Raw genomic sequence first — 18,914 nt, forward strand, 5'->3', positions numbered from 1 at the left:
ATTTATCGTTGGATCGAAGCTTCTTTCGGGGTAATCCAACCCTGTATTTACGCTTTTTTTCGACCGCAGTACCTGCCTAACCTGAAGAGCCTGATTACAGCTTTTGACGGTTAGCACATGACGAATTTATCAAGGATTGATCAAAGACGCCGCAACACCAAAAACCAGGACGGCATTAATGACGCCTGGATCGCTCAGGCGTTGCCCGCCTGGATCACCGACATTTCCCCTGTCAACGCTCGTGCATTAAAGGCTGCCCCGCACAACTTCGCTCCGTTCAAACTCCATGCCCGTTCCGCTCATCATCAGCTCAGAGAGGCGATATCCGAGCACTGGTCTACCCAGAACGCCGTGGACGCCCTGCTTGAGAACCTGGCGGATGTTTATGCGTTTGCCGAACCCCTGTTGAAAAAAGCGCTGAGCAAGCACTACGGCGACATTGACGTCAGGAACACCTACCTGCGGCTTTATGCCGCCGTCGGCCGCCCATGGTGGGTGCATGACTTCAAGGGTGGCACCAAGGTCAGGACGGTCTCGTTGCTGAACGCGGCCCTGCACAACTTCTCGGACGAAGAAACCTTTTCGGACTTTGCTTTTCTTGACGCGCCGGACCCGCGCGGACAGATGAAAACGCTGCACATCAACCACACCATCACGGGAGCCGCGCTTACCGCCCAAACGTTCAAGGCCATCTGCCGTGATCTGAACATCGGGGCCCGCTACCAGCACGCATTGCGTCAGGCCCTCGGATTCGACAGCCCCCTGGTGGCCAACAACGTTCGCACGGCGGTCACTGCCAGCCAAAAAGCCGCGTTGAAAGCAGCGGCACATTTGGCACTGCTCAATAAACACATTGATGCACACGCCCATCGACTCATCCTCGGTCTGGTCCACGGCCAACGGGATTTGAAGCTCGACGGCAAGCACGTGCGCTACTACAACCTGGCCATGATGGAAACGGTGCTGGCGGGCATTGTGCTGATCACAACCGATCCTGGACCGGGTGGCTCTCCCGGCCGCCTGATCGCCTATGTGCCACACGACAACCAACACCCACTCAAGGAATACCCCTCGCCCGCCGAGTTCATGGCCGAACTGACTCGCCAGTTGCGCGAAGAAAAACCCGCCAACGGAGAGCCATCGGCCGGGTTCAGTTATCAACAGTTCTTCAGCCAGTTCGTGCCCCACCAGGAACGAGGGCATTTCTTCGCCAATCTCAATCAACGCTTGAGCACGGTGCAATGGCAGCAACGAGATCGTCAGGCCGGCGGCCCCGTCTGGAGGGATACGCCGGTGGACCATCCCAACCTGAGTTTCAGCGTCCAGGCGATCACCGATGACGATCAAAACCGCTCGCCCGACCCGGTCCATGACGACCTTTGGCAATACCTGTTCCGTACCCGGCTCAACAAGATCGTCAACGATGCCCGCGACCTCGCGATCTCCACCCAGGATGCCGACCGCATGGCGCGTTGGGCCTGGTGGGACAACCTGGAGAAGATGCTTTCGGACATTTTCAACGCTGCCCTGTTCGTGGTCACGCCGTTCGTGCCGGTGCTCGGTGAGCTGATGCTGGCGTACACCGCTTATCAACTGACGGATGAGGTGTTCGAAGGCGTGGTGGACTGGGCTGAAGGACAGACCACCGAAGCGGCCGGGCATGTCTTGGGCATTGTCGAAAACCTGGTTCAGTTGGGCATCTTCGGCAGCGCCGCCGAGCTGGGCAAATCCCTCTCTTCACCGTTCATCGACGCGATGAAACCGGTGCAATTGCCTGATGGCAGCCAACGCCTTTGGCACCCCGATCTCACGCCCTACCAACAGCACAACCTGTCATTGCCCGCCGATTCAACGCCTGATGCCTGGGGGCTGCATCGGCATCAAGGCAAATCCATTCTGCCTCACGAGGGCAAACTCCTTGAGATCGAGCGAGAACCCTCCGGCCGGATGCGGGTGATTCATCCCCGGCGGCCGGACGCTTATCGACCGCAGGTAAAGCACAATGGCCTGGGTGCCTTCGTGCATGAAGGCGAACAGCCCAGAGCCTGGAGTGAACACCAACTGATGCGCCGGCTCGGGCATTCGGTCGAGCGCTTTAGCGACGGCGAACTGGAGCAGATCCGCGCCATCAGCGGCACCGATCACGATGCCTTGCGGCGGATGTACGTCGAGTCTGACGCACCACCGCCGCTGCTGGCCGATGCGCTGAAACGCTTCGAGGCGTATGAAGATGTCGCCCGGCTGGAAGAACAGATTCGCAGTGGTCTGCCGCTGATGCCTGATCCGGCTTCGGCCTGGTTCGAACAAACCGTGACCGAGCTGCCCGGCTGGCCTGAGGACAAGGCCCTGCGCGTGCTTCATCAAACCAGCGCTTCGGCCCAGGACCGCCTCTATGGCAATCCCGACGCCTCACCCTCGAACACCCTCAGCATCACGCTGACAGAGGTCATGGCCGGACAGTTGCCCGAACGCGTGGTGGCGTTTCTGCAGGAGCCCGAACTCGCCGTCATGCTCGGCCCCGACGTGCCACCGGCGCATCAGGCCCAAGCCTTGCGCAATCAACTGGCCGACTACGTTGAAGACCATATGAACAGGTTGGCCAAACAGACTTATCGCGCCCGGGAAAAAACCCGCGATCCGCAAGTGAGGCTACTCAGAGACGCGTTCCCCGAACTGCCCTCAAGCATCAGCCAAACACTGTTGGCCAATGTCACGGGTGCGGAACGCCTCGCGATGCTCAGCGAAAAACGCCTTCCGTTGCGTATAAAAAATCAGGCCCGTGAACTGAATTTCGAAGTGCGCGCGGTCCGGGCAACCGAGAGCCTTTATGGGCATTCGGGGTTAACCGCGGACACCGAGCGTCTGCTCCTGAATACGCTGAGACTGCGCAGCGACGTATTCACCGACCTGCGTGTCGACATCCGCGACGGCTCCCCGCACGGTAGCTTGCGCTGCAGCGTTGGCGCGCAATCTGCCACCCGGGTCAGGACGTTCGTCAGCAGCGGCGTACGCAACAAATATGAAGTGTTCGACCAGGACAATCGCCTTTACGGGGCCAGCAGCCTCTATGAGTCGTTGCTGCGTGCAATGTCGCAGGATCAGCGCAACGCCTTGGGTTTCCAGCTCGGCCAGGGCAAGGCGCTCAAACACTGGTTCAAGCAAATCCTCGTCACCCCTGAAGTCCGCAGAACCGCGCTCGCCGACCTACCGATTCGCTCGCAGCGTGACCGGATCACCACCCTGCTGTTACAGGGTGGGGGCCTGAGCAAGGACGGTCCCGCCTCGCTGGACCGGCGGGTTCGCGACCTTTACCCGACCTTCAGCGTCGAGGAGGCCACGAGTTTCATTGAAGCGTTGAGCGCGCAAGGTGACCCCCTGACCGCCCTTTCGGCGCTTGAGGATGAACTCGACGACCTGCGCGTCACCCTCAATCAGTGGAGTTATCAGCAACCCGACGTCTGGGGGCCTGACCCCCAGGGTTTTCGCGACGGCGGTGGACGCCACATCACCGAACGGCTGATCGAGTGTTTCGAACGTCGAAGCCAGGTGTTCGATGAACGCAGCCTGCATCCCCACGGTGGTTATCGTCTTGATCTATCGATGGAACTGGGCAGTGTCAATCTTGAGACCTGGTGGAAACACAAGCCCGATCTCAAGCGCTTTCTCGACAAGGTCTCGGTCCTGAATCTGGACAATACGAGTTTCTCCAGCGAACCGGGCGGTCTGTTAAAGGATTTTGCGCACCTGGACGAATTAAGCGCCAGAGGCTGTGAACTGATTGAGATACCGCGTGGCATCACCGCGATGCACGTTCTGTCGACCCTGCGCCTGAACGACAACCACATCCGCCTGACAGCGCAAAGCGTTGAACAACTCAGCCGCCTGACCTACCTGAAAACCCTCCGACTGGATCGCAACCCCTTGGGCGCGCTACCGGACATTGGACGCATGCCCGGCCTGATGATCGTCAGCCTGCGTGGCACCGGCATCGACACCTGGCCCCGAGGCACGTTCGCCAAACCTCGACCGCGCGGTTTTTTCCTCGACTTGCAGGACAACCCGCTGGCGCGTATTCCCGATGTAGTCCCGGGCTCGAACGATGCCTTTGTGGTCGCGCGCACCCGGCTTGACGCGCAAGCGCTCAGCGACGTGAACCGGTTTGCCTACGAAGACCTCAGGAGGTCTGTGGGCCTCAGCCCCCGGCACGACTATCCGCCTGCCACCAACAACGATCTGGCCTATTGGCCGATCCCTGATGACCGCGAATGGTGGACCCCCTCTCCTGGCCTTGGCCGATACCGCAGCGAGGCCTGGGGGGATCTGGCCGATGAACCGGACTCGGCGGGATTCTTCACGGTGATTCGCGGCCTTACCCTGTCTGCTGATTATCGAGCGGGAGGCGAGTTTCGAATCGAGCTGGCCAAGCGGGTATGGCGAATGATCGATGCCGCCGACATGGATGCCGAGCTCAGGAACAGGCTCTTCACCATGGCCAGCTCACCCGTTAATTGCGCCGATGCCGGCGCGCAGTTGTTCAACAACATGGGGCTGGAAGTGCTGGCCTCGGAAGCCAGGTCGTTGAACACCTCGCCGACAATGCTCGAACGTCAACTGGTGACCCTGGCCCGGAGCGCGGCGCGTCTGGATCATGTGAACGAGATTGCCCGGGCAGACATGCAGGAACGGATGGCCAGCGGCCTCACACCGGATGAAGTCGAGGTCTATCTGGCCTACCAGACCGGTCTGGCCCGTCGGTTGGACCTGCCCTGGCAATCGCGAAACATGCTTTACCGGCCGCTTGCCGGCGTGAGCGAGAGCATGATCGATCAAGCCTACGGCGCGGTGCTGTCACTGGAGTACGGTGACGGACTGGTGAACCAGATGCTGGAGCAACGCTTCTGGGCTGAATACCTGCGCGCGACCCACCCGCGAGCATTTGAGGAAAACACCGAGTTGTACGCGGTGGTCAAGGCCGGGTTACTGGCGGATTTGCGGCAGACGCAATACGAATGGGCTCATTCCCGGCACCGCACGGATGAATACAAAAACCAGCTCGGGGAAAAACTCAAAGAACTGGCCCGGCAGCTTCCTGTCCCCGAATCGGTTGTGTTCACCGGCAAGGAAATGACCGATGAGGTGTACAACCGATTGATCAACGACCTTTTCGACGAAGAAAAGGAGCTGGCGCGACGCCTGACCCGAATGACATTGAAAATGGCAGGTCATTGATAACGCCCAGAACGTTCCGACCATTGCCAGATGCTGTACCTGGAAATTTAAGACGCAGAACCTGTGGGAGCGTGGCTTGCCCGCGAAAAACGATGACGCGTAGTACCTGAAAAACCGCGCTGCATGCTTCGCGGGCAAGCCACGCTCCCACAGGATTTTCGTCGCTCCAATGTCATCAGACGACGGCGCTTGACCGGTACGCCAGTGAGATCGGTCAAGCCATCGGGCAGGGTGACGCTGAGTTCCACCCGTACGGCACGCTGCGAAACGGGATGTCCATGGTCGCGCCGATGGCCGAGTCAACGGTCAGTGCACACAACAATACCCACCCTGCGCCGCCATGGAGGAAGGCTTTGCAAACTTTCACTGATTTCATCTTCGATCATGACTCCCTGTCATGCGATAAAGGTCGATGCCCTTCCTGTCACGTTTTTTAATGGGATCAGGGCGCCACGGCACTGAACACCAACAGCACGTTGCCGTAGTAATTGCCTGGTTTATAACCTCCCGTGGGGATCGTCGGTTCGATATCCAACCGCACCCGGCTGCCCGCCATGGCTTCCTCTGCCGAGACCACTTGCCGGGGCTGAGCGTGGCTCAGCTCCTGACCGTTGAAACTGACCCGCAAATAAATGTTCCCGCCGTCATTGCCGTTGGAAATATAAGCTTCGCTCTCCAGCCGCGCTTCAATCGCGCTGGTGTCGTGCTTGACGTCGAAATACTTGTGCAAACCACCCAAGGTCGACGTATGAGGATTCCACGGCAATCTCTGCTCGCGATGAATCCAGTCCGTTTCCGACGGGATCACGTAAAACGCCAAGGTGGGAATATTCACCGACACTTCGAACTCGTGTACTTCCCGCACCGCGAACACCTGGGAACTCATCAGCGTCGCGACACCCAACGATGCCGCGACAACCCATTGCTTGATCATGTCTGGTACCTGTTCATCAAAGAAAACCGCAGCAACACGGGTCGGGGCTACCGGCTGGCAACGCGCAGGGTCTTTTTGGCTTGCCCCTCGATCAGATTGAAACGGTACTCACGACCGGGCTTTTTCTCGAACTGGAAACGCTTGCCCGAGAGAATGTGATGCTTGGTAGTCGGCTCGCATTCCGTTTCGACCTTTAACGAGCAGTTCTTGAACTCGTCGATCACCACCACGGTGTTGCCGTTGTTGCGAATGCTGTAAGTGCCAGGCCCGTCATCGATCACGCTGTCGTAACGAGTGTTCTTCGGCCGCACGAAGAACACCGTGCCAAAACCGGCCATCACGTTGACCCCCGCCGACAGGTTCTTTTTGTAGGTGTCGCGATCCTCCTCGGAAACGGCGAACTCGTCCTCCTTTTCCGGCACCACGGGTACGAAGCGCACGCGAAAATACCGCTCGGTTTCACGCTCGCCCATATACAACAGTCGCGAACCCTGCATGCCATTGACGGGCACGATCAGCCGCGCGGGGCTGGCCATCAATCCATCGCGGGCGCTGGCATCGGCCTGGCTCTTGACCGGCACTTCGCGGGGCGTGCCATCGGCGTCATAGATGATTTCCAGAATGTTGACCTTGACGAAAGCCGTGCTGTCGCCACCATTGAACACCCGTTTCAAATAGGTACTTTTATCGCCATCCAGATAGTCGTAAACCGTCCCGACATTGATGTTGGGCGCCGCCTGAACGGCCAGGGAAAACCCGCCCAGACTTACCAGCGCAAACAGACGCTTCATAACCTTGTACCTCATGACATTAAATACAAAGCTGGCTCGATAACTCGATAAACAGCCCATCAGATTTCCGAATCCCAGATCACTGTGACATTTCCGACGTAATTGAGCCCCCCTCCGGGTTGCAGCATGTACCACACCCATGAGGGCCCGATTTCGAAGTGCAACACGCCGGGAGCCCGATCCACGTAGATCGCAGGCTGGAAGGTTGGCGACAATTGCGTATGGATGGGACTGCGCCTGACCGGTTGTCCGGAAAGATCAGTCAAGCCATTGGGCAAGCTGACACTGATGTCCATCTCAATGGCTCGTCGTGGTGAAACCGGGTCGCGAATCACGCAGTACTGGGAAAGATAGGTCTCACACTGCACCTGCATCTTGAATCGCGATGATGCCGAAATATTGAAGGTCTGGTCGCGGAACACCCTCACCGGTCTGCGCCCGCTTTGTAGCCAGCTTTGCCAGCCACCTTCCGGCACCAGTTCGACCTTGTTACCGCCGGGAGGGATATCGACTTTGAGAGTGTGTTGCACGTCGAGGACGAAATTCAGCGCCAGGCTGGAATCGTCCGGCACCATGACATCGCCCATGTCGAAATCACCATAAGGGCCGATGCGATAATTCAAACTGCCGGTGTATAAACCTGACGACATGCCCAGCGGGTTGGGCGTTCGAAGTTCGTAGGAAAAATCCAGGGTGTCGTAGGACATTGCTGGAATCAGGAACCGGGCTACTTTGGCACAAACCCCTTCGACCGGGGTTTTCCAGAAAAAACGATAGCTACTGTTGCCGTAAGCACCGACACCGCTGTAGGTGCATGGTGGTGCCGCATTTACCCAACTGCTGCCATTCCACAAACTCCTGTGGCCATCGCCGGCATTCGAAGCTCCCGTCAGATTCGCGGCGGTGTCGCTCAATATGTAATCGAGCCCGATACCCGCAATACGCACCTCTACTTGCTCTGTTTCCCCTGTATCGGCATTCGTCACCGTCAATGCCCGCCATTGCGTCGGCACTTTGAACATCGCACCTTGGCGCTGGGCCGCACCGGGTTGAATCGCCTTGGTGGATTCGAATCGCATGGGGACGCGAATACTGAACGTATTGTGGGCCGCGCATTGGTCGGGGTAGTCGGCGCAATAGCCGCTAACCGGGGTTTTATTGATGAACTTGTTGCTTTGAGGGTTGCTGGGGTCGGGGGTGAACAACGCCCTGATTTCCTGGGTGACGGCACCGGCTGACGATGCTGCGATCGCCCCCACGAGTCCAAGCCATCGGCCACGAAGTATCAATCCAGGCAAATAAGTCGAAAAAATCATGATTGCCACTCTATGAAAGAACAGGATTCAACCCGCTTTGTTTCGGCTGAAGGTAACGTCAGCCAACGTATCGGGGCTGCAACGCAAATCACCGATCATCAGCACGTCGTTTTCACTGCGGTACTTGCCGGTATCGAGTCGGAACTGGCACAGCAACTGATCGGCGTAACGCACTTCCAGGGTCGGCGAGCCCGCGTTCATTTCCATGGAGAAGAAGCCGTCCACTTCGCTCACGCCACGGCTGGCGTGGTTGATCACGTGATGCCCCTTGAGCGGCCGACCTTGAGGGTCGAGCAGGCGACCGAGCACGGTCAGGGTTTTCATCACCCGTACCTTGCGGTACTCCACCCCGCCCTTGTTCAGGTGATAACGGGTGCGCGCCGGTTCGATGGTCGCCGCCGGGACGTGGTTGCCTTCGAAGTCGAAGCTCACCGAACTGTTCTTGTAAGCGGTGATGGGGATGAAATTACGCCCTGGTCGCAAGGCGGCGCTGCCGCCGCTCAAGTCATCGGCGCGCAGGGCAATCCCGTCGATGTCGGACTCGACGTCGACGATCATTCCGGCACCGCGCCCCTGAGGCTGGCTGGTCATCACTATTTGTTGGCCGCCGATGGCAACCGTGCTGTCCAGGTTCAGGCCACCGGTGAAGTTGCCGTTGAAAGAGGAGCGCTGAACAAACCCGTCGCCCCTGACCGAGTCTGTACTGAAGTTCGCCAGGCTCGACAAGCCGACGCCATAGGTGTCAGTGAGTGCAGTGACCGAGACGCTCTGCAGCACGTGGTCCTGCAAATCCTTGCGGTAACCCAGCGAAGCGTTGGTGTCACGGCTGCCGTCACGGGCCGTGCGCGAACCGAGGCTGCCGGATATTTGTTGGCCCGGTGCACCCAGCGCAAGGTTGACGCTCAGGTCGACCCCGCGATTGCGATCATCGCCGCTGCTGAAGCTACCCGGGCGATCGAACAGCGACAAACGCCATTGCGCGTCACTGCCAAACAGTTCACCGCGTTGCGTCCAACCCAGGTCCACGCCAACGCCTTCGACATTGCCTTCGCTGTGGGATACCCGCGCATTGACCGAGCTTTTGCGACTGATGCGGTGGTTCAGCGCCAGGGATGAATTGCTGGTCTGACCGGTGAACACATTTTTTTGCCGCACCCGGGTGCCATCGGGCAGGGTGTCGTAGGTGTGTGTGGTGTCGAGCCAGCTGCGGTTGTGACTGACTACCAGGCTGCCGGAGCCAAAATTGTACAGGCCTTGCAGATCGACACCCGTGCCGTGATCTTCAGTCTGATACACGTTGGCGTACAGGCTGGTGCTGTTGGCCAGGGTCCAGTCGATGGAGCTACCGTATTGCAGCTTCTCGCGTACTTGACGCAGCGACAGTCCGAGAATGGCCCTGGGGTGCAGCAGGTAGTTGATCGACGCGCCCGCCGTTGCATCGCCGCTGGCCTGTTGATCCCAGTTGCTGAAGAGTTTGCGCTCCTCTCCGGCAAACAGGTTGTAGCGCCAGCGCTCATCGAAGTTGCGCCAGTTGTTCGGCTTGTACACCAGCTCCTGGGTCGTGGAGGTGATCTGACCGTCCTCGATCAGGCGCACTTCCACTTCGTAGATACCACCGGGCAATGGTCGGGTGTCGAGGGTCTGTAATCCGGCCGGCACCGATTGAGTGTTGATCAGCAGACCATCGCGAAAAATCTCCACTGAAGCCTGGCGGTTGGCGGTGACATAAATCGGATAGACGCTCGGTTTGGGGCTGTCGATGGCCAGGCTGTCGGAACTGCCGAACATCAGACCCACCGCGGTATCGGGGCTGGTGCCGAAGGTACGCGGCTGACGGGTCAAGCCTTCGGAATTGGGGGTGAAGAAACCCAGGCGGAAAAAGCTGCCTTGCAATTCACGTTGAGTGTGGAGTTCGTGGATGGCGTAATAAAGCTTGTCATCCGGCCCACCCAGACGCGCCAGTTGCGTGTTGAACGTCTGGGTCCAGTTGCCCAGGCTGCCACTGGCCTCCAGGCCAAAACGACCACCCAGGTCCTGATCCTGGCCACCATTGAGATTGAGCTGATTGCGTACCATCAGGCCACTGCTGCCGCCCTCGGGCTGCTCGTAGTAGCGCTTGGCTTCAGTGTCGCGTTCGGCATTCTCGGTACCGATGGACACCAGGGAATTTTGCAGGTTGTAGTGGATCGCCTGCATTTGTTCCGGACACGTACCTGTGCAGGGGCCAAGGGCCACGCCCGACTTCAGGTAAGTTGCCCAAGTGTCACGTTCGACGGCACCAATGTTACTGTCACTGGTGTCGGTGAATTCAAGTAAGGTAATACGATCGTCGCGAGACAATATGATCATGGCCTCGCCAAGTGGCTGCTTATCAAGTTCAACCCGCACCGCTAATGGAACATCAAAGAAGTGCTCTTCGAAGTCCGCTGGCAAACCTTTGGCCTGGGACAACAAACTTCTCGGTGTATTAGCAACAGTCGCGGGCGCTGCAAATGCACTACTACAAAGCAGCAACGCAAGCGCAGCCGCGATGGGCGTCATCGGGAACATGAACACGTACTCTAATTACCAATAGATTAAAGCCCGGCCGGCCAACACACGTATTGACCGACCGGTTGCGTTACTTGGACAAGTAAGCGTTTCAGGGTCTTGCGTGACGCTTAGAGTGCAACAGGAGGAACGGCGTCATAAACGATAGCGACGGAGCCGGTGTAGTCGCCCGCAGGATGGTTGCTACCCACCGCGCTGATGCTGATCGGTGCGCGATAGTTCACGTCGGACTCTGACTCACCCACGACCATCTGCGGTGTATTGGTGAGCGTATAGCCATTGAATGCAACGACCAGGGGGATAATGTTCGCACCGCCGTACAGACGCGGCGTGCCTTCTACGCTGGCGTGTATCGAGCCGTTGTTGTTACGCACATCGAAAAAGCCGGTAACAGGCGTCAGGGTGTTGGAGCCAACGCGCGGGCTCATGTCCTGATCCTTGTTGACCAGGTCCGGATCGACAGGCGTCACGTAGAAGCCGTTTTCCGGCACAGTGGCAACCAGACTGATGGAGTGTCGCGCTTCCCCGGCGGCAAAAGCCATGGAGGAGCTCAACGCCAGAATGGCCAGTGGAGCAGTCATCGCGATTTTCTTGAACATCATTTAATACCTGTCTTCTTATCTAAGGATTGGCTCATTGAAGTCCTTGCCCCCTGATCTCGACTGCATAGCCGCAGGGTGTTTCTTTCCTGAACTTTCAACGCCGGCAGATATTCAAGTAATTCCCAATGAATGTAAGCAGGAAAGCTCTGACGAAGTTGTAGCCATGTCGCCACAGCGCTAGCGTGAAAAAACCCGAATTAATAAAATAATAAAAGAATAGCTGTAAGAGGCGGACTACAAAACATGCAAATCACACTGTTCACGACACGTCTACCGGCATGCAACTTCTGTAGGACCAGTACTACACCCCCCCACAATTAAAGGCCCATATCACTACATTAGAGAGTTAACACTAATTACTCAGAATTAACAGCTGATTGAAATTGAAACCGACCAGGTTTTTGCCCTCTTCGGATTGACTTCCTCGCCAGAAAAGGAGGAACCGTTGGTCTGAAGCCTTTGCACTCGTCATAAGATATATCTTAAGTTGTATCTAAACATGACGAGAGAAAGCAAAAAATGAGAGACCATCATTCCCCCCATCGCGAACACGGCGATGGCCGTGACGGCTTCGAGAAACGTCCCGGTCGCGAACGCGGTGGTCGCGGCCCGCGAGTGTTCGCCCCCGGCGACCTGAAACTGCTGCTGCTGGCGTTGATCGCCGAACAGCCCTGCCACGGCTACGACCTGATCCGCCAGATCGAAGGCATGTTCGACGGCGCCTACAGCCCCAGCCCCGGCGTGATCTATCCGACCCTGACCTTTCTGGAAGAAAGCGAAATGATCCAGGGCGACGCCGAAGGCGGGAAAAAGCGCTATAGCGTGACGGACGCCGGACGCCAGTCCCTGACCGAGCAAGCCGTCGCCCTTGAAGGTGTGCGGGTGCGCATCGATGTCAGCAAACGCTCGCTGCGTGGCCATGATCGCCCGGCGGAAATCCACGAAGCGGTGCACAACCTGCGCCACGCCCTGCAACTGCACCATGGCCGCTGGAGTCCGGAAGAAATCCAGCGCGTTGCCACCCTGCTCAACAACACCGCCAAGGCCATCGTCGACGGCCCTGCTGTTCAAGCTGCCCCGGAGAAAGTCGAATGACTGAAGTCCAGACCCCAATCATTCACCGTGTCATGCACGAGATCAAACGCCGTCGCCTGGAAGTGCTGCGGGTGGTCGACCTGACCCCGCGCATGCGCCGGATTACCCTGGGCGGGCCTGAGCTGGCTGGCTTTATCAGCCTGGGGACGGACGACCACGTCAAGCTGCTGTTCCCGCAGAACGCCGAGCAAGCGGCAGCGCTGGAAACCCTGGTGCCGGGCGCCGGCAGGGCCAACGGTCCGTTGCCTGAAATGCGCGACTACACCCCGCGCCGCTATGACCCCGACACGCTGGAACTGGACATCGACTTCGTGCTCCACGGCGACGGCCCTGCCTCGACCTGGGCCGAACAGGCCCAACCCGGGCAGTTCCTGCACATCGGCGGGCCCCGGGGTTCGATGATCGTGCCGGACATCTTCGACAGCTATCTGCTGATCGGCGATGAAACCGCCCTGCCCGCCATCGCCCGACGCCTCGAAGGGCTGGCGGCCAATCGGCGTGCCCTGGTGATCATCGAAGTGGAGAACGGCAAGGAGCAGCAAGTGCTGCACAGCGCTGCCGAAGTCAACGTGATCTGGGTGCTGCGCGAAGGTGGCAAGGATCATTTGCTGACCACCGTGCGCCAGGTTCAGGTGCCGGCCGGCAGCCTGTACGCGTGGGTGGCGACCGAGAGCAAAGTCTCGCGGCAGATTCGTCGGGTGTTGCTCGATGAGCACGGGCTGGACGAGCAGTTCGTCAAGGCGGTTGGCTACTGGAAGTTGGACGACAACGACGAGGAGTAACAGGCGTCACACTGTGGCGAGGGGGCTTGCCCCCGTTGCGCTGCGCAGCAGTGCTAAAACCTGCAACGAGGTTTATCTGAATCACCGTACGAGCAGATTTTACGACTGCTTCGCAGCCGAACGGGGGCAAGCCCCCTCGCCACAAAAAGCATTCCACACCGCCATATCCGCGGTTACATTCGAGCACGCCAGCGATCCAACCCCACCAGCAACAGCGCAATCACCACGAAGCCCGCCAACAATCCCCCGGCGTTGATAAACACCTGTGGATAACCCAGCTTCTCCACATCAATGAATGGATATGGATATACCGCCAGCAAATGCCCGCGCAGCAGCGAGTACGCGAAGTACAGCAGCGGGTAAATCACCCACACTGCGATATGCCACACGCGCAATGTGCCCTTGGGCACGCAGGTCCACCAATAACCGAGAAACAGCAACGGCATGATGTCGTGCAACAGCTCATCGGCCAGCCACTGCCAGCCTTCGGGATGCCACAAGTGACGCAGCAACAGGTTGTACGCCAGGCCGACCACGGCGATGCTCACGGCAATCGCGCTGCTGACCCAGGGCTGCAAGAACCAGCGGCGCGCGGCTGACTCGCGGGATGTCCATTCACAGGTCAGCACGGTCGCCACCAGGGTGTTGCTCAGCACGGTGAAATAGCTGAAAAAGCTCACCAGCCCGCCGATCAGGCTGGCACCCAGCGTCCAGCGTGAATAGAAAATCAGGTACATCTGGATGCTCAATCCCGCCCAGCCGAGCATGGCAGCCACGGCCACAAGACGACGGCGTAACACAGACGGATTGACCATGTTCAAAGCGGTCGTTTGGTGCGCATCAACTTCACATACAGGCGTTCGACCTTCTCCCGCGCCCACGGGGTTTTACGCAGGAACGTCAGGCTCGACTTGATGCTCGGATCGCTCTTGAAGCAGCGGATATCGACGCGCTCGGCCAGCCCCGACCACTCGTAGTGCTCAACCAGCGCGTTGAGGATCTGTTCCAGCGTCACGCCATGCAACGGATCGGTGTTGTGTTCGGTCATGCCAGGCCTTCGAGCAGAGTGGGAATTGGAAGCCGCGCACCTTAGCCGAGGGCTTCGTCGGGGGGAAGCGATCTATCAAATGTAGGTGAATCTGTAGATGTAGGAGCAAGCTCGCTCCTGCAACTATTACCGAATCCGAAAGGATGCATGTCAGTAAAAGCCCTTTCTCTATTTGTTACAGAACATTATCCTTGCGCCCGCTTTCGCTGAATCGCTTCTGCTAGCCATTTCTTCCGTTAATCCCCAGAAAAAGATCAAGAATTTCTTCTTTATGCCTGATTTCCAACTTCCGAAAGACAGCGCTGTCTTTAAGCCTGTTGCCTGCCGAAAAACCTTGAACCTGATAGGCGGATTCACCGCTTTGGGCCTTGCCACTTGCGCTCACTCGGCACCTGCCTTCGATAGCGACTCCCCCTGGATGCTCGGCGACTGGAACGGCACTCGCACCGAACTCGCGGAAAAAGGCTACGACTTCAAAGTCGATTACACCGGCGAAATGGGCAGCAATCTGCACGGCGGTTACGACCACGATCGCACCGCGCGCTACAGCGACCAGTTTGCCCTCGGCACTCATTTGGACTTGCAGAAGATCCTCGGCTGGGACGCCGCCGAGTTCCAGCTGACCATCACCGAACGCAGCGGCAACAACATCAGCAACGACCGCATCAACGATCCGCGTGTCGGCGGCTTTACCTCGGCCCAGGAAGTCTGGGGCCGTGGCCAGACCTGGCGCCTGACGCAAATGTGGTATCAGCAGAAATTCTTCGACCAGAAACTCGACATCAAGGCCGGCCGTTTCGGTGAAGGCGAAGACTTCAACAGCTTCCCCTGCGACTTCCAGAACCTGGCGTTCTGCGGCTCCCAGGTCGGTAACTGGGCGGGCGACATCTGGTACAACTGGCCGGTCAGCCAGTGGGCGCTGCGGGTCAAATATCAGCTGACGCCGCAGCTGTACGCGCAGGTCGGCGCGTATGAGCAAAACTCGTCGAACCTGGATCGCGGCAACGGCTTCAAGCTCAGCGGCAGCGGCACCCAGGGCGCGGTCCTGCCGGTGGAGCTGGTGTGGACGCCGAAACTCAACGGCCTGCCGGGCGAGTACCGCGCCGGCTACTACTACAGTAGCGCCAGCGCCACCGATGTCTACAAGGACAGCAATGGCCAGCCTGCCGCCCTGAGTGGCGAGGCCTATCGCAGTGCCTCGAGCAAACACGGCGTGTGGCTCGGCCTTCAGCAGCAAGTCACCAGCATCGCCAGCGACCACTCCCGCGGCCTGAGCCTGTTCGCCAACGGCACGATGCACGACAAGAAAACCAACGCGATCGACAACTACGTCCAGGCGGGCCTCGTCTACAAAGGCCCGTTCGACGCGCGCGCCAGGGACGACATCGGCTTTGCCATGGCCCGCGTCCACGTCAACCCGGCCTTTCGCAAGAATGCCGAGGCGACCAATCAGGCCCACGCCGTCTTCGACTTCGACGACCCGGCCTTCCTGCCGCCGCAGGACACCGAATACAGCGCCGAACTCTTTTACGGCGTGCACGTCACCCACTGGCTGACCGTGCGCCCGAACCTGCAATACATCCGCCACCCCGGTGGCGTGAACCAGGTCGACGACGCGCTGATCGGCGGGATCAAGGTCCAGTCGTCGTTCTGACCAACAACACAAAACCCATGTGGGAGCGGGCTTGCTCGCGAAGGGGTCGGCAGCCTCAACATCAATGTTGACTGAACCAGCGCTTTCGCGAGCAAGCCCGCTCCCACAAGGATTGCGGTAACCGAACACATTGCAACTGAACCCTGCCCGCACAGGATCATCATCTACAGTGAACTTGCGCGGGACTACTTGAAACATCACGGAGAACCACACTATGAGCACTGATGGTGCCTTGAGTCGAAGCCGTCTGTTGCCGAGCCTGCTCGGTATCCTGCTTCTGCTAATGGGCCTGGCCATGCTGGCCGGGGGGATCAAGCTGAGCATGCTCGGCGGCTCGCTGTATTACCTGCTGGCCGGTATCGGTATCGCGCTGACCGGCCTCCTGCTGATCGCTGCGCGCCGTGCCGCGCTGGGCCTGTATGCACTGGTGTTGTTCGCCAGTACTGTTTGGGCACTGTGGGAAGCCGGCCTCGACTGGTGGCAACTGGTGCCACGCCTGGCGCTGTGGTTCGCCCTCGGCGTGGTGATGCTGCTGCCGTGGTTCCGTCGTCCATTGCTGATCAACGGCACTGCTCCTATGGGCACAGGCGCCTTGAGCGTGGCCGTGGTCCTGGCCGGTGCCACCGCCGTAGCCAGCCAGTTCACCCATCCGGGCGAGACACTCGGCGAACTGGGCCGCGACACCGCGGACATGACCAGTACCGCGCCGCAGATGCCTGAAGGCGACTGGCAGGCCTATGGCCGCAGCGAATTCGGTGACCGCTATTCGCCACTCAAGCAGATCACCCCGGCCAACGTCGGCAAGCTGCAAGAAGCCTGGCGTATCCAGACTGGCGATCTGCCAACCGCCGATGACCCGGTGGAGCTGACCAACGAAAACACCCCGCTCAAGGCCAATGGCATGCTCTATGCCTGCACCGCCCACAGCAAGGTGCTGGCGCTGGACCCGGACACCGGCAAGGAACTGTGGCGTTTCGACCCGCAGATCAAGAGCCCGGTGGGCTTCAAAGGCTTTGCCCACATGACCTGCCGAGGCGTGTCGTACTACGACGAAGCGGCCTATGCCAAGTCTGAAAACGCTGCCTCCGCCGTCATCTCTGAAGCCGGCAAAGCCGTCGCCCAGGCTTGCCCGCGTCGTCTGTACCTGCCAACCGCCGATGCACGCCTGATCGCACTCAACGCCGACACCGGCAAGGTCTGCGAAGGTTTCGGTAAAAACGGTGTGGTTGACCTGACTCAAGGCATCGGACCGTTCACCCCCGGTGGCTACTACGCCACCTCGCCGGCAGCGATCACCCGCGACCTGGTGATCATGGGCGGCCACGTCACCGACAACGAGTCGACCAACGAGCCATCCGGCGTGATCCGTGCCTATGACGTACACGACGGTCATCTGGTGTGGAACTGGGACAGCAACAATCCTGACGCGACCGAACCGCTGCCAGAGGGCGAACATTACAGCCGCAATTCGGCCAACATGTGGTCGCTGGCTAGCGTCGACGAAAAACTCGGCATGGTCTATCTGCCGCTGGGCAACCAGACCCCTGACCAGTGGGGCGCAGACCGCACCCCGGGCGCCGAAAAATTCAGTGCCGGCCTGGTCGCGCTGGACCTGGCCACCGGCAAGGTGCGCTGGAACTACCAGTTCACTCACCACGACCTGTGGGACATGGACGTCGGCAGCCAGCCAACCCTGCTGGACATGAAAACCGCCGACGGCATCAAGCCGGCGGTGATCCAACCGACCAAGCAAGGCAGCCTGTACGTACTCGACCGTCGTGACGGCACGCCGATCATCCCGATCAAGGAAATCCCGGTGCCGCAAGGCGCCGTGAAAGGTGACCACACCGCGCCGACCCAGGCCCGTTCGGACCTGAACCTGCTGGCCCCGGAACTGACCGAAAAAGCCATGTGGGGCGCCAGCCCGTTTGACCAGATGCTGTGCCGCATCCAGTTCAAGGAGCTGCGTTACGAAGGTCAGTACACCCCGCCGTCGGAACAGGGCAGCCTGATCTATCCGGGTAACGTCGGTGTCTTCAACTGGGGCGGAGTTTCGGTCGACCCGGTTCGCCAGATGCTGTTCACCAGCCCGAACTACATGGCCTTCGTCTCGAAAATGGTGCCTCGTGCCGAAGTCGCGGTCGGCAGCAAGCGCGAGAGCGAAACCGCGGGCGTGCAACCGAACACCGGCGCACCTTACGCGGTGATCATGCACCCGTTCATGTCGCCGTTCGGCGTACCGTGCCAGGCTCCGGCCTGGGGCTACGTGGCCGGCATCGACCTGACCACAAGCAAAGTCGTGTGGAAACGCAAGAACGGCACCAGCCGCGACAGCTCGCCATTGCCTATCGGCCTGCCACTCGGCGTGCCAAGCATGGGCGGCTCGATAGTCACCGCCGGCGGCGTCGGCTTCCTCAGCGGCACGCTGGATCAATACCTGCGCGCCTATGACGTCAACACCGGCAAGGAACTTTGGAAATCGCGCCTGCCGGCTGGCGGTCAGGCTACGCCGATGACCTACACCGGCAAGGACGGCAAGCAGTACGTGCTGTTGGTCGTCGGTGGCCACGGCTCACTGGGCACCAAAATGGGTGACTATGTGATTGCGTACAAACTGTCCGAGTAAGTTTTAGCGGCAGTCAAAACAAAGGCGACGCCCGTGAGGACGTCGCCTTTTTTTGTCCTCAGCCGAACAACTGTGGGAGCGGGCTTGCTCGCGAATGCGGTGCGCCAGACAACATTTACATCGACTGACACTCCCTCTTCGCGAGCAAGCCCGCTCCCACAATTGACCGCGCACAGCCATGGCTCAGCTAACCTGTCTCTCTGCTGAACACGCCGTCGAAACACGGCGTTGCAGAAAATGACCGTTGAAACCACCGCCAACCTGCCCCATCTAAGACTCATACCCAT

General features: G+C 59.3%; 12 protein-coding genes. 5 read left to right on the forward strand and 7 right to left on the reverse strand.

Annotated features, from left to right (window positions below; genetic code table 11):
• Positions 1 to 117: 117 nt before the first annotated feature.
• The gene (locus ABIA48_RS09470; protein WP_429488172.1) at positions 118 to 5,229 is read left to right on the forward strand and encodes an NEL-type E3 ubiquitin ligase domain-containing protein; all 5,112 of its coding nucleotides are present in this window, start codon (positions 118 to 120) and stop codon (positions 5,227 to 5,229) included.
• A 442-nt stretch (positions 5,230 to 5,671) separates the two neighbouring features.
• Here the strand turns inward: ABIA48_RS09470 and ABIA48_RS09475 are convergent, their stop codons facing one another.
• The 5 genes from ABIA48_RS09475 to ABIA48_RS09495 all read right to left on the reverse strand — a co-directional run bounded on the left by ABIA48_RS09475 (position 5,672) and on the right by ABIA48_RS09495 (position 11,422).
• Positions 5,672 to 6,163 (reverse strand): CS1 type fimbrial major subunit, encoded by a 492-nt coding sequence (locus ABIA48_RS09475; protein ID WP_429488174.1) that lies wholly within the window; start codon positions 6,161 to 6,163, stop codon positions 5,672 to 5,674.
• A 47-nt stretch (positions 6,164 to 6,210) separates the two neighbouring features.
• Entirely contained in the window at positions 6,211 to 6,954 is a 744-nt protein-coding gene (locus tag ABIA48_RS09480; protein WP_429488176.1) for a molecular chaperone, read from the reverse strand.
• 59 nt (positions 6,955 to 7,013) lie between these two features.
• Entirely contained in the window at positions 7,014 to 8,270 is a 1,257-nt protein-coding gene (locus tag ABIA48_RS09485) for a hypothetical protein (RefSeq protein ID WP_429488178.1), read from the reverse strand.
• A 27-nt stretch (positions 8,271 to 8,297) separates the two neighbouring features.
• Positions 8,298 to 10,820, reverse strand: a complete 2,523-nt coding sequence (locus tag ABIA48_RS09490; RefSeq protein WP_429488180.1) for a CS1-pili formation C-terminal domain-containing protein — start codon at positions 10,818 to 10,820, stop codon at positions 8,298 to 8,300.
• 110 nt (positions 10,821 to 10,930) lie between these two features.
• Positions 10,931 to 11,422: a CS1 type fimbrial major subunit gene (locus ABIA48_RS09495; protein WP_429488182.1), complete on the reverse strand. Its 492-nt coding sequence runs from the start codon at positions 11,420 to 11,422 to the stop codon at positions 10,931 to 10,933.
• A gap of 519 nt (positions 11,423 to 11,941) precedes the next feature.
• Here ABIA48_RS09495 and ABIA48_RS09500 point away from each other — a divergent pair.
• Together ABIA48_RS09500 and ABIA48_RS09505 are read left to right on the forward strand one after the other, a co-directional pair.
• A complete protein-coding gene (locus ABIA48_RS09500) occupies positions 11,942 to 12,517 on the forward strand; it encodes a PadR family transcriptional regulator (protein WP_429488184.1) in 576 nt (191 codons plus the stop codon).
• Positions 12,514 to 13,299 (forward strand): siderophore-interacting protein, encoded by a 786-nt coding sequence (locus ABIA48_RS09505; protein WP_429488186.1) that lies wholly within the window; start codon positions 12,514 to 12,516, stop codon positions 13,297 to 13,299. The genes ABIA48_RS09500 and ABIA48_RS09505 overlap by 4 nt, the downstream gene beginning before the upstream one ends.
• 173 nt (positions 13,300 to 13,472) lie before the next feature.
• Here the strand turns inward: ABIA48_RS09505 and ABIA48_RS09510 are convergent, their stop codons facing one another.
• Positions 13,473 to 14,114: a Pr6Pr family membrane protein gene (locus tag ABIA48_RS09510; RefSeq protein ID WP_429488188.1), complete on the reverse strand. Its 642-nt coding sequence runs from the start codon at positions 14,112 to 14,114 to the stop codon at positions 13,473 to 13,475.
• 2 nt (positions 14,115 to 14,116) lie between these two features.
• Positions 14,117 to 14,347 (reverse strand): VF530 family DNA-binding protein, encoded by a 231-nt coding sequence (locus ABIA48_RS09515; RefSeq protein WP_429488190.1) that lies wholly within the window; start codon positions 14,345 to 14,347, stop codon positions 14,117 to 14,119.
• Between the two features lie 271 nt (positions 14,348 to 14,618).
• On the opposite strand from ABIA48_RS09515, the gene ABIA48_RS09520 reads away from it, so the two are divergent.
• On the forward strand, positions 14,619 to 16,001 hold the full coding sequence (locus ABIA48_RS09520; RefSeq protein WP_429488192.1) for a carbohydrate porin: 1,383 nt from the start codon (positions 14,619 to 14,621) through the stop codon (positions 15,999 to 16,001).
• 214 nt (positions 16,002 to 16,215) lie between these two features.
• Positions 16,216 to 18,627, forward strand: a complete 2,412-nt coding sequence (locus ABIA48_RS09525; RefSeq protein WP_429488194.1) for a glucose/quinate/shikimate family membrane-bound PQQ-dependent dehydrogenase — start codon at positions 16,216 to 16,218, stop codon at positions 18,625 to 18,627.
• Positions 18,628 to 18,914 lie beyond the last annotated feature (287 nt).

The sequence above is a fragment of the Pseudomonas sp. S30_BP2TU TE3576 genome, assembly GCF_050436025.1.
Taxonomy (GTDB): Bacteria; Pseudomonadota; Gammaproteobacteria; order Pseudomonadales; family Pseudomonadaceae; genus Aquipseudomonas.

What these genes read in the sequence shown, in the direction of transcription:
- ABIA48_RS09485 (WP_429488178.1), bottom strand. Translation starts at nt 8,270, where the DNA reads ATGATTTTTTCGACTTATTTGCCTGGATTGATACTTCGTGGCCGATGG.
- ABIA48_RS09500 (WP_429488184.1), top strand. Translation starts at nt 11,942, where the DNA reads ATGAGAGACCATCATTCCCCCCATCGCGAACACGGCGATGGCCGTGAC.
- ABIA48_RS09480 (WP_429488176.1), bottom strand. Translation starts at nt 6,954, where the DNA reads ATGAAGCGTCTGTTTGCGCTGGTAAGTCTGGGCGGGTTTTCCCTGGCC.
- ABIA48_RS09515 (WP_429488190.1), bottom strand. Translation starts at nt 14,347, where the DNA reads ATGACCGAACACAACACCGATCCGTTGCATGGCGTGACGCTGGAACAG.
- ABIA48_RS09470 (WP_429488172.1), top strand. Translation starts at nt 118, where the DNA reads ATGACGAATTTATCAAGGATTGATCAAAGACGCCGCAACACCAAAAAC.
- ABIA48_RS09520 (WP_429488192.1), top strand. Translation starts at nt 14,619, where the DNA reads ATGCCTGATTTCCAACTTCCGAAAGACAGCGCTGTCTTTAAGCCTGTT.
- ABIA48_RS09475 (WP_429488174.1), bottom strand. Translation starts at nt 6,163, where the DNA reads ATGATCAAGCAATGGGTTGTCGCGGCATCGTTGGGTGTCGCGACGCTG.
- ABIA48_RS09505 (WP_429488186.1), top strand. Translation starts at nt 12,514, where the DNA reads ATGACTGAAGTCCAGACCCCAATCATTCACCGTGTCATGCACGAGATC.
- ABIA48_RS09495 (WP_429488182.1), bottom strand. Translation starts at nt 11,422, where the DNA reads ATGATGTTCAAGAAAATCGCGATGACTGCTCCACTGGCCATTCTGGCG.
- ABIA48_RS09490 (WP_429488180.1), bottom strand. Translation starts at nt 10,820, where the DNA reads ATGTTCCCGATGACGCCCATCGCGGCTGCGCTTGCGTTGCTGCTTTGT.
- ABIA48_RS09525 (WP_429488194.1), top strand. Translation starts at nt 16,216, where the DNA reads ATGAGCACTGATGGTGCCTTGAGTCGAAGCCGTCTGTTGCCGAGCCTG.
- ABIA48_RS09510 (WP_429488188.1), bottom strand. Translation starts at nt 14,114, where the DNA reads ATGGTCAATCCGTCTGTGTTACGCCGTCGTCTTGTGGCCGTGGCTGCC.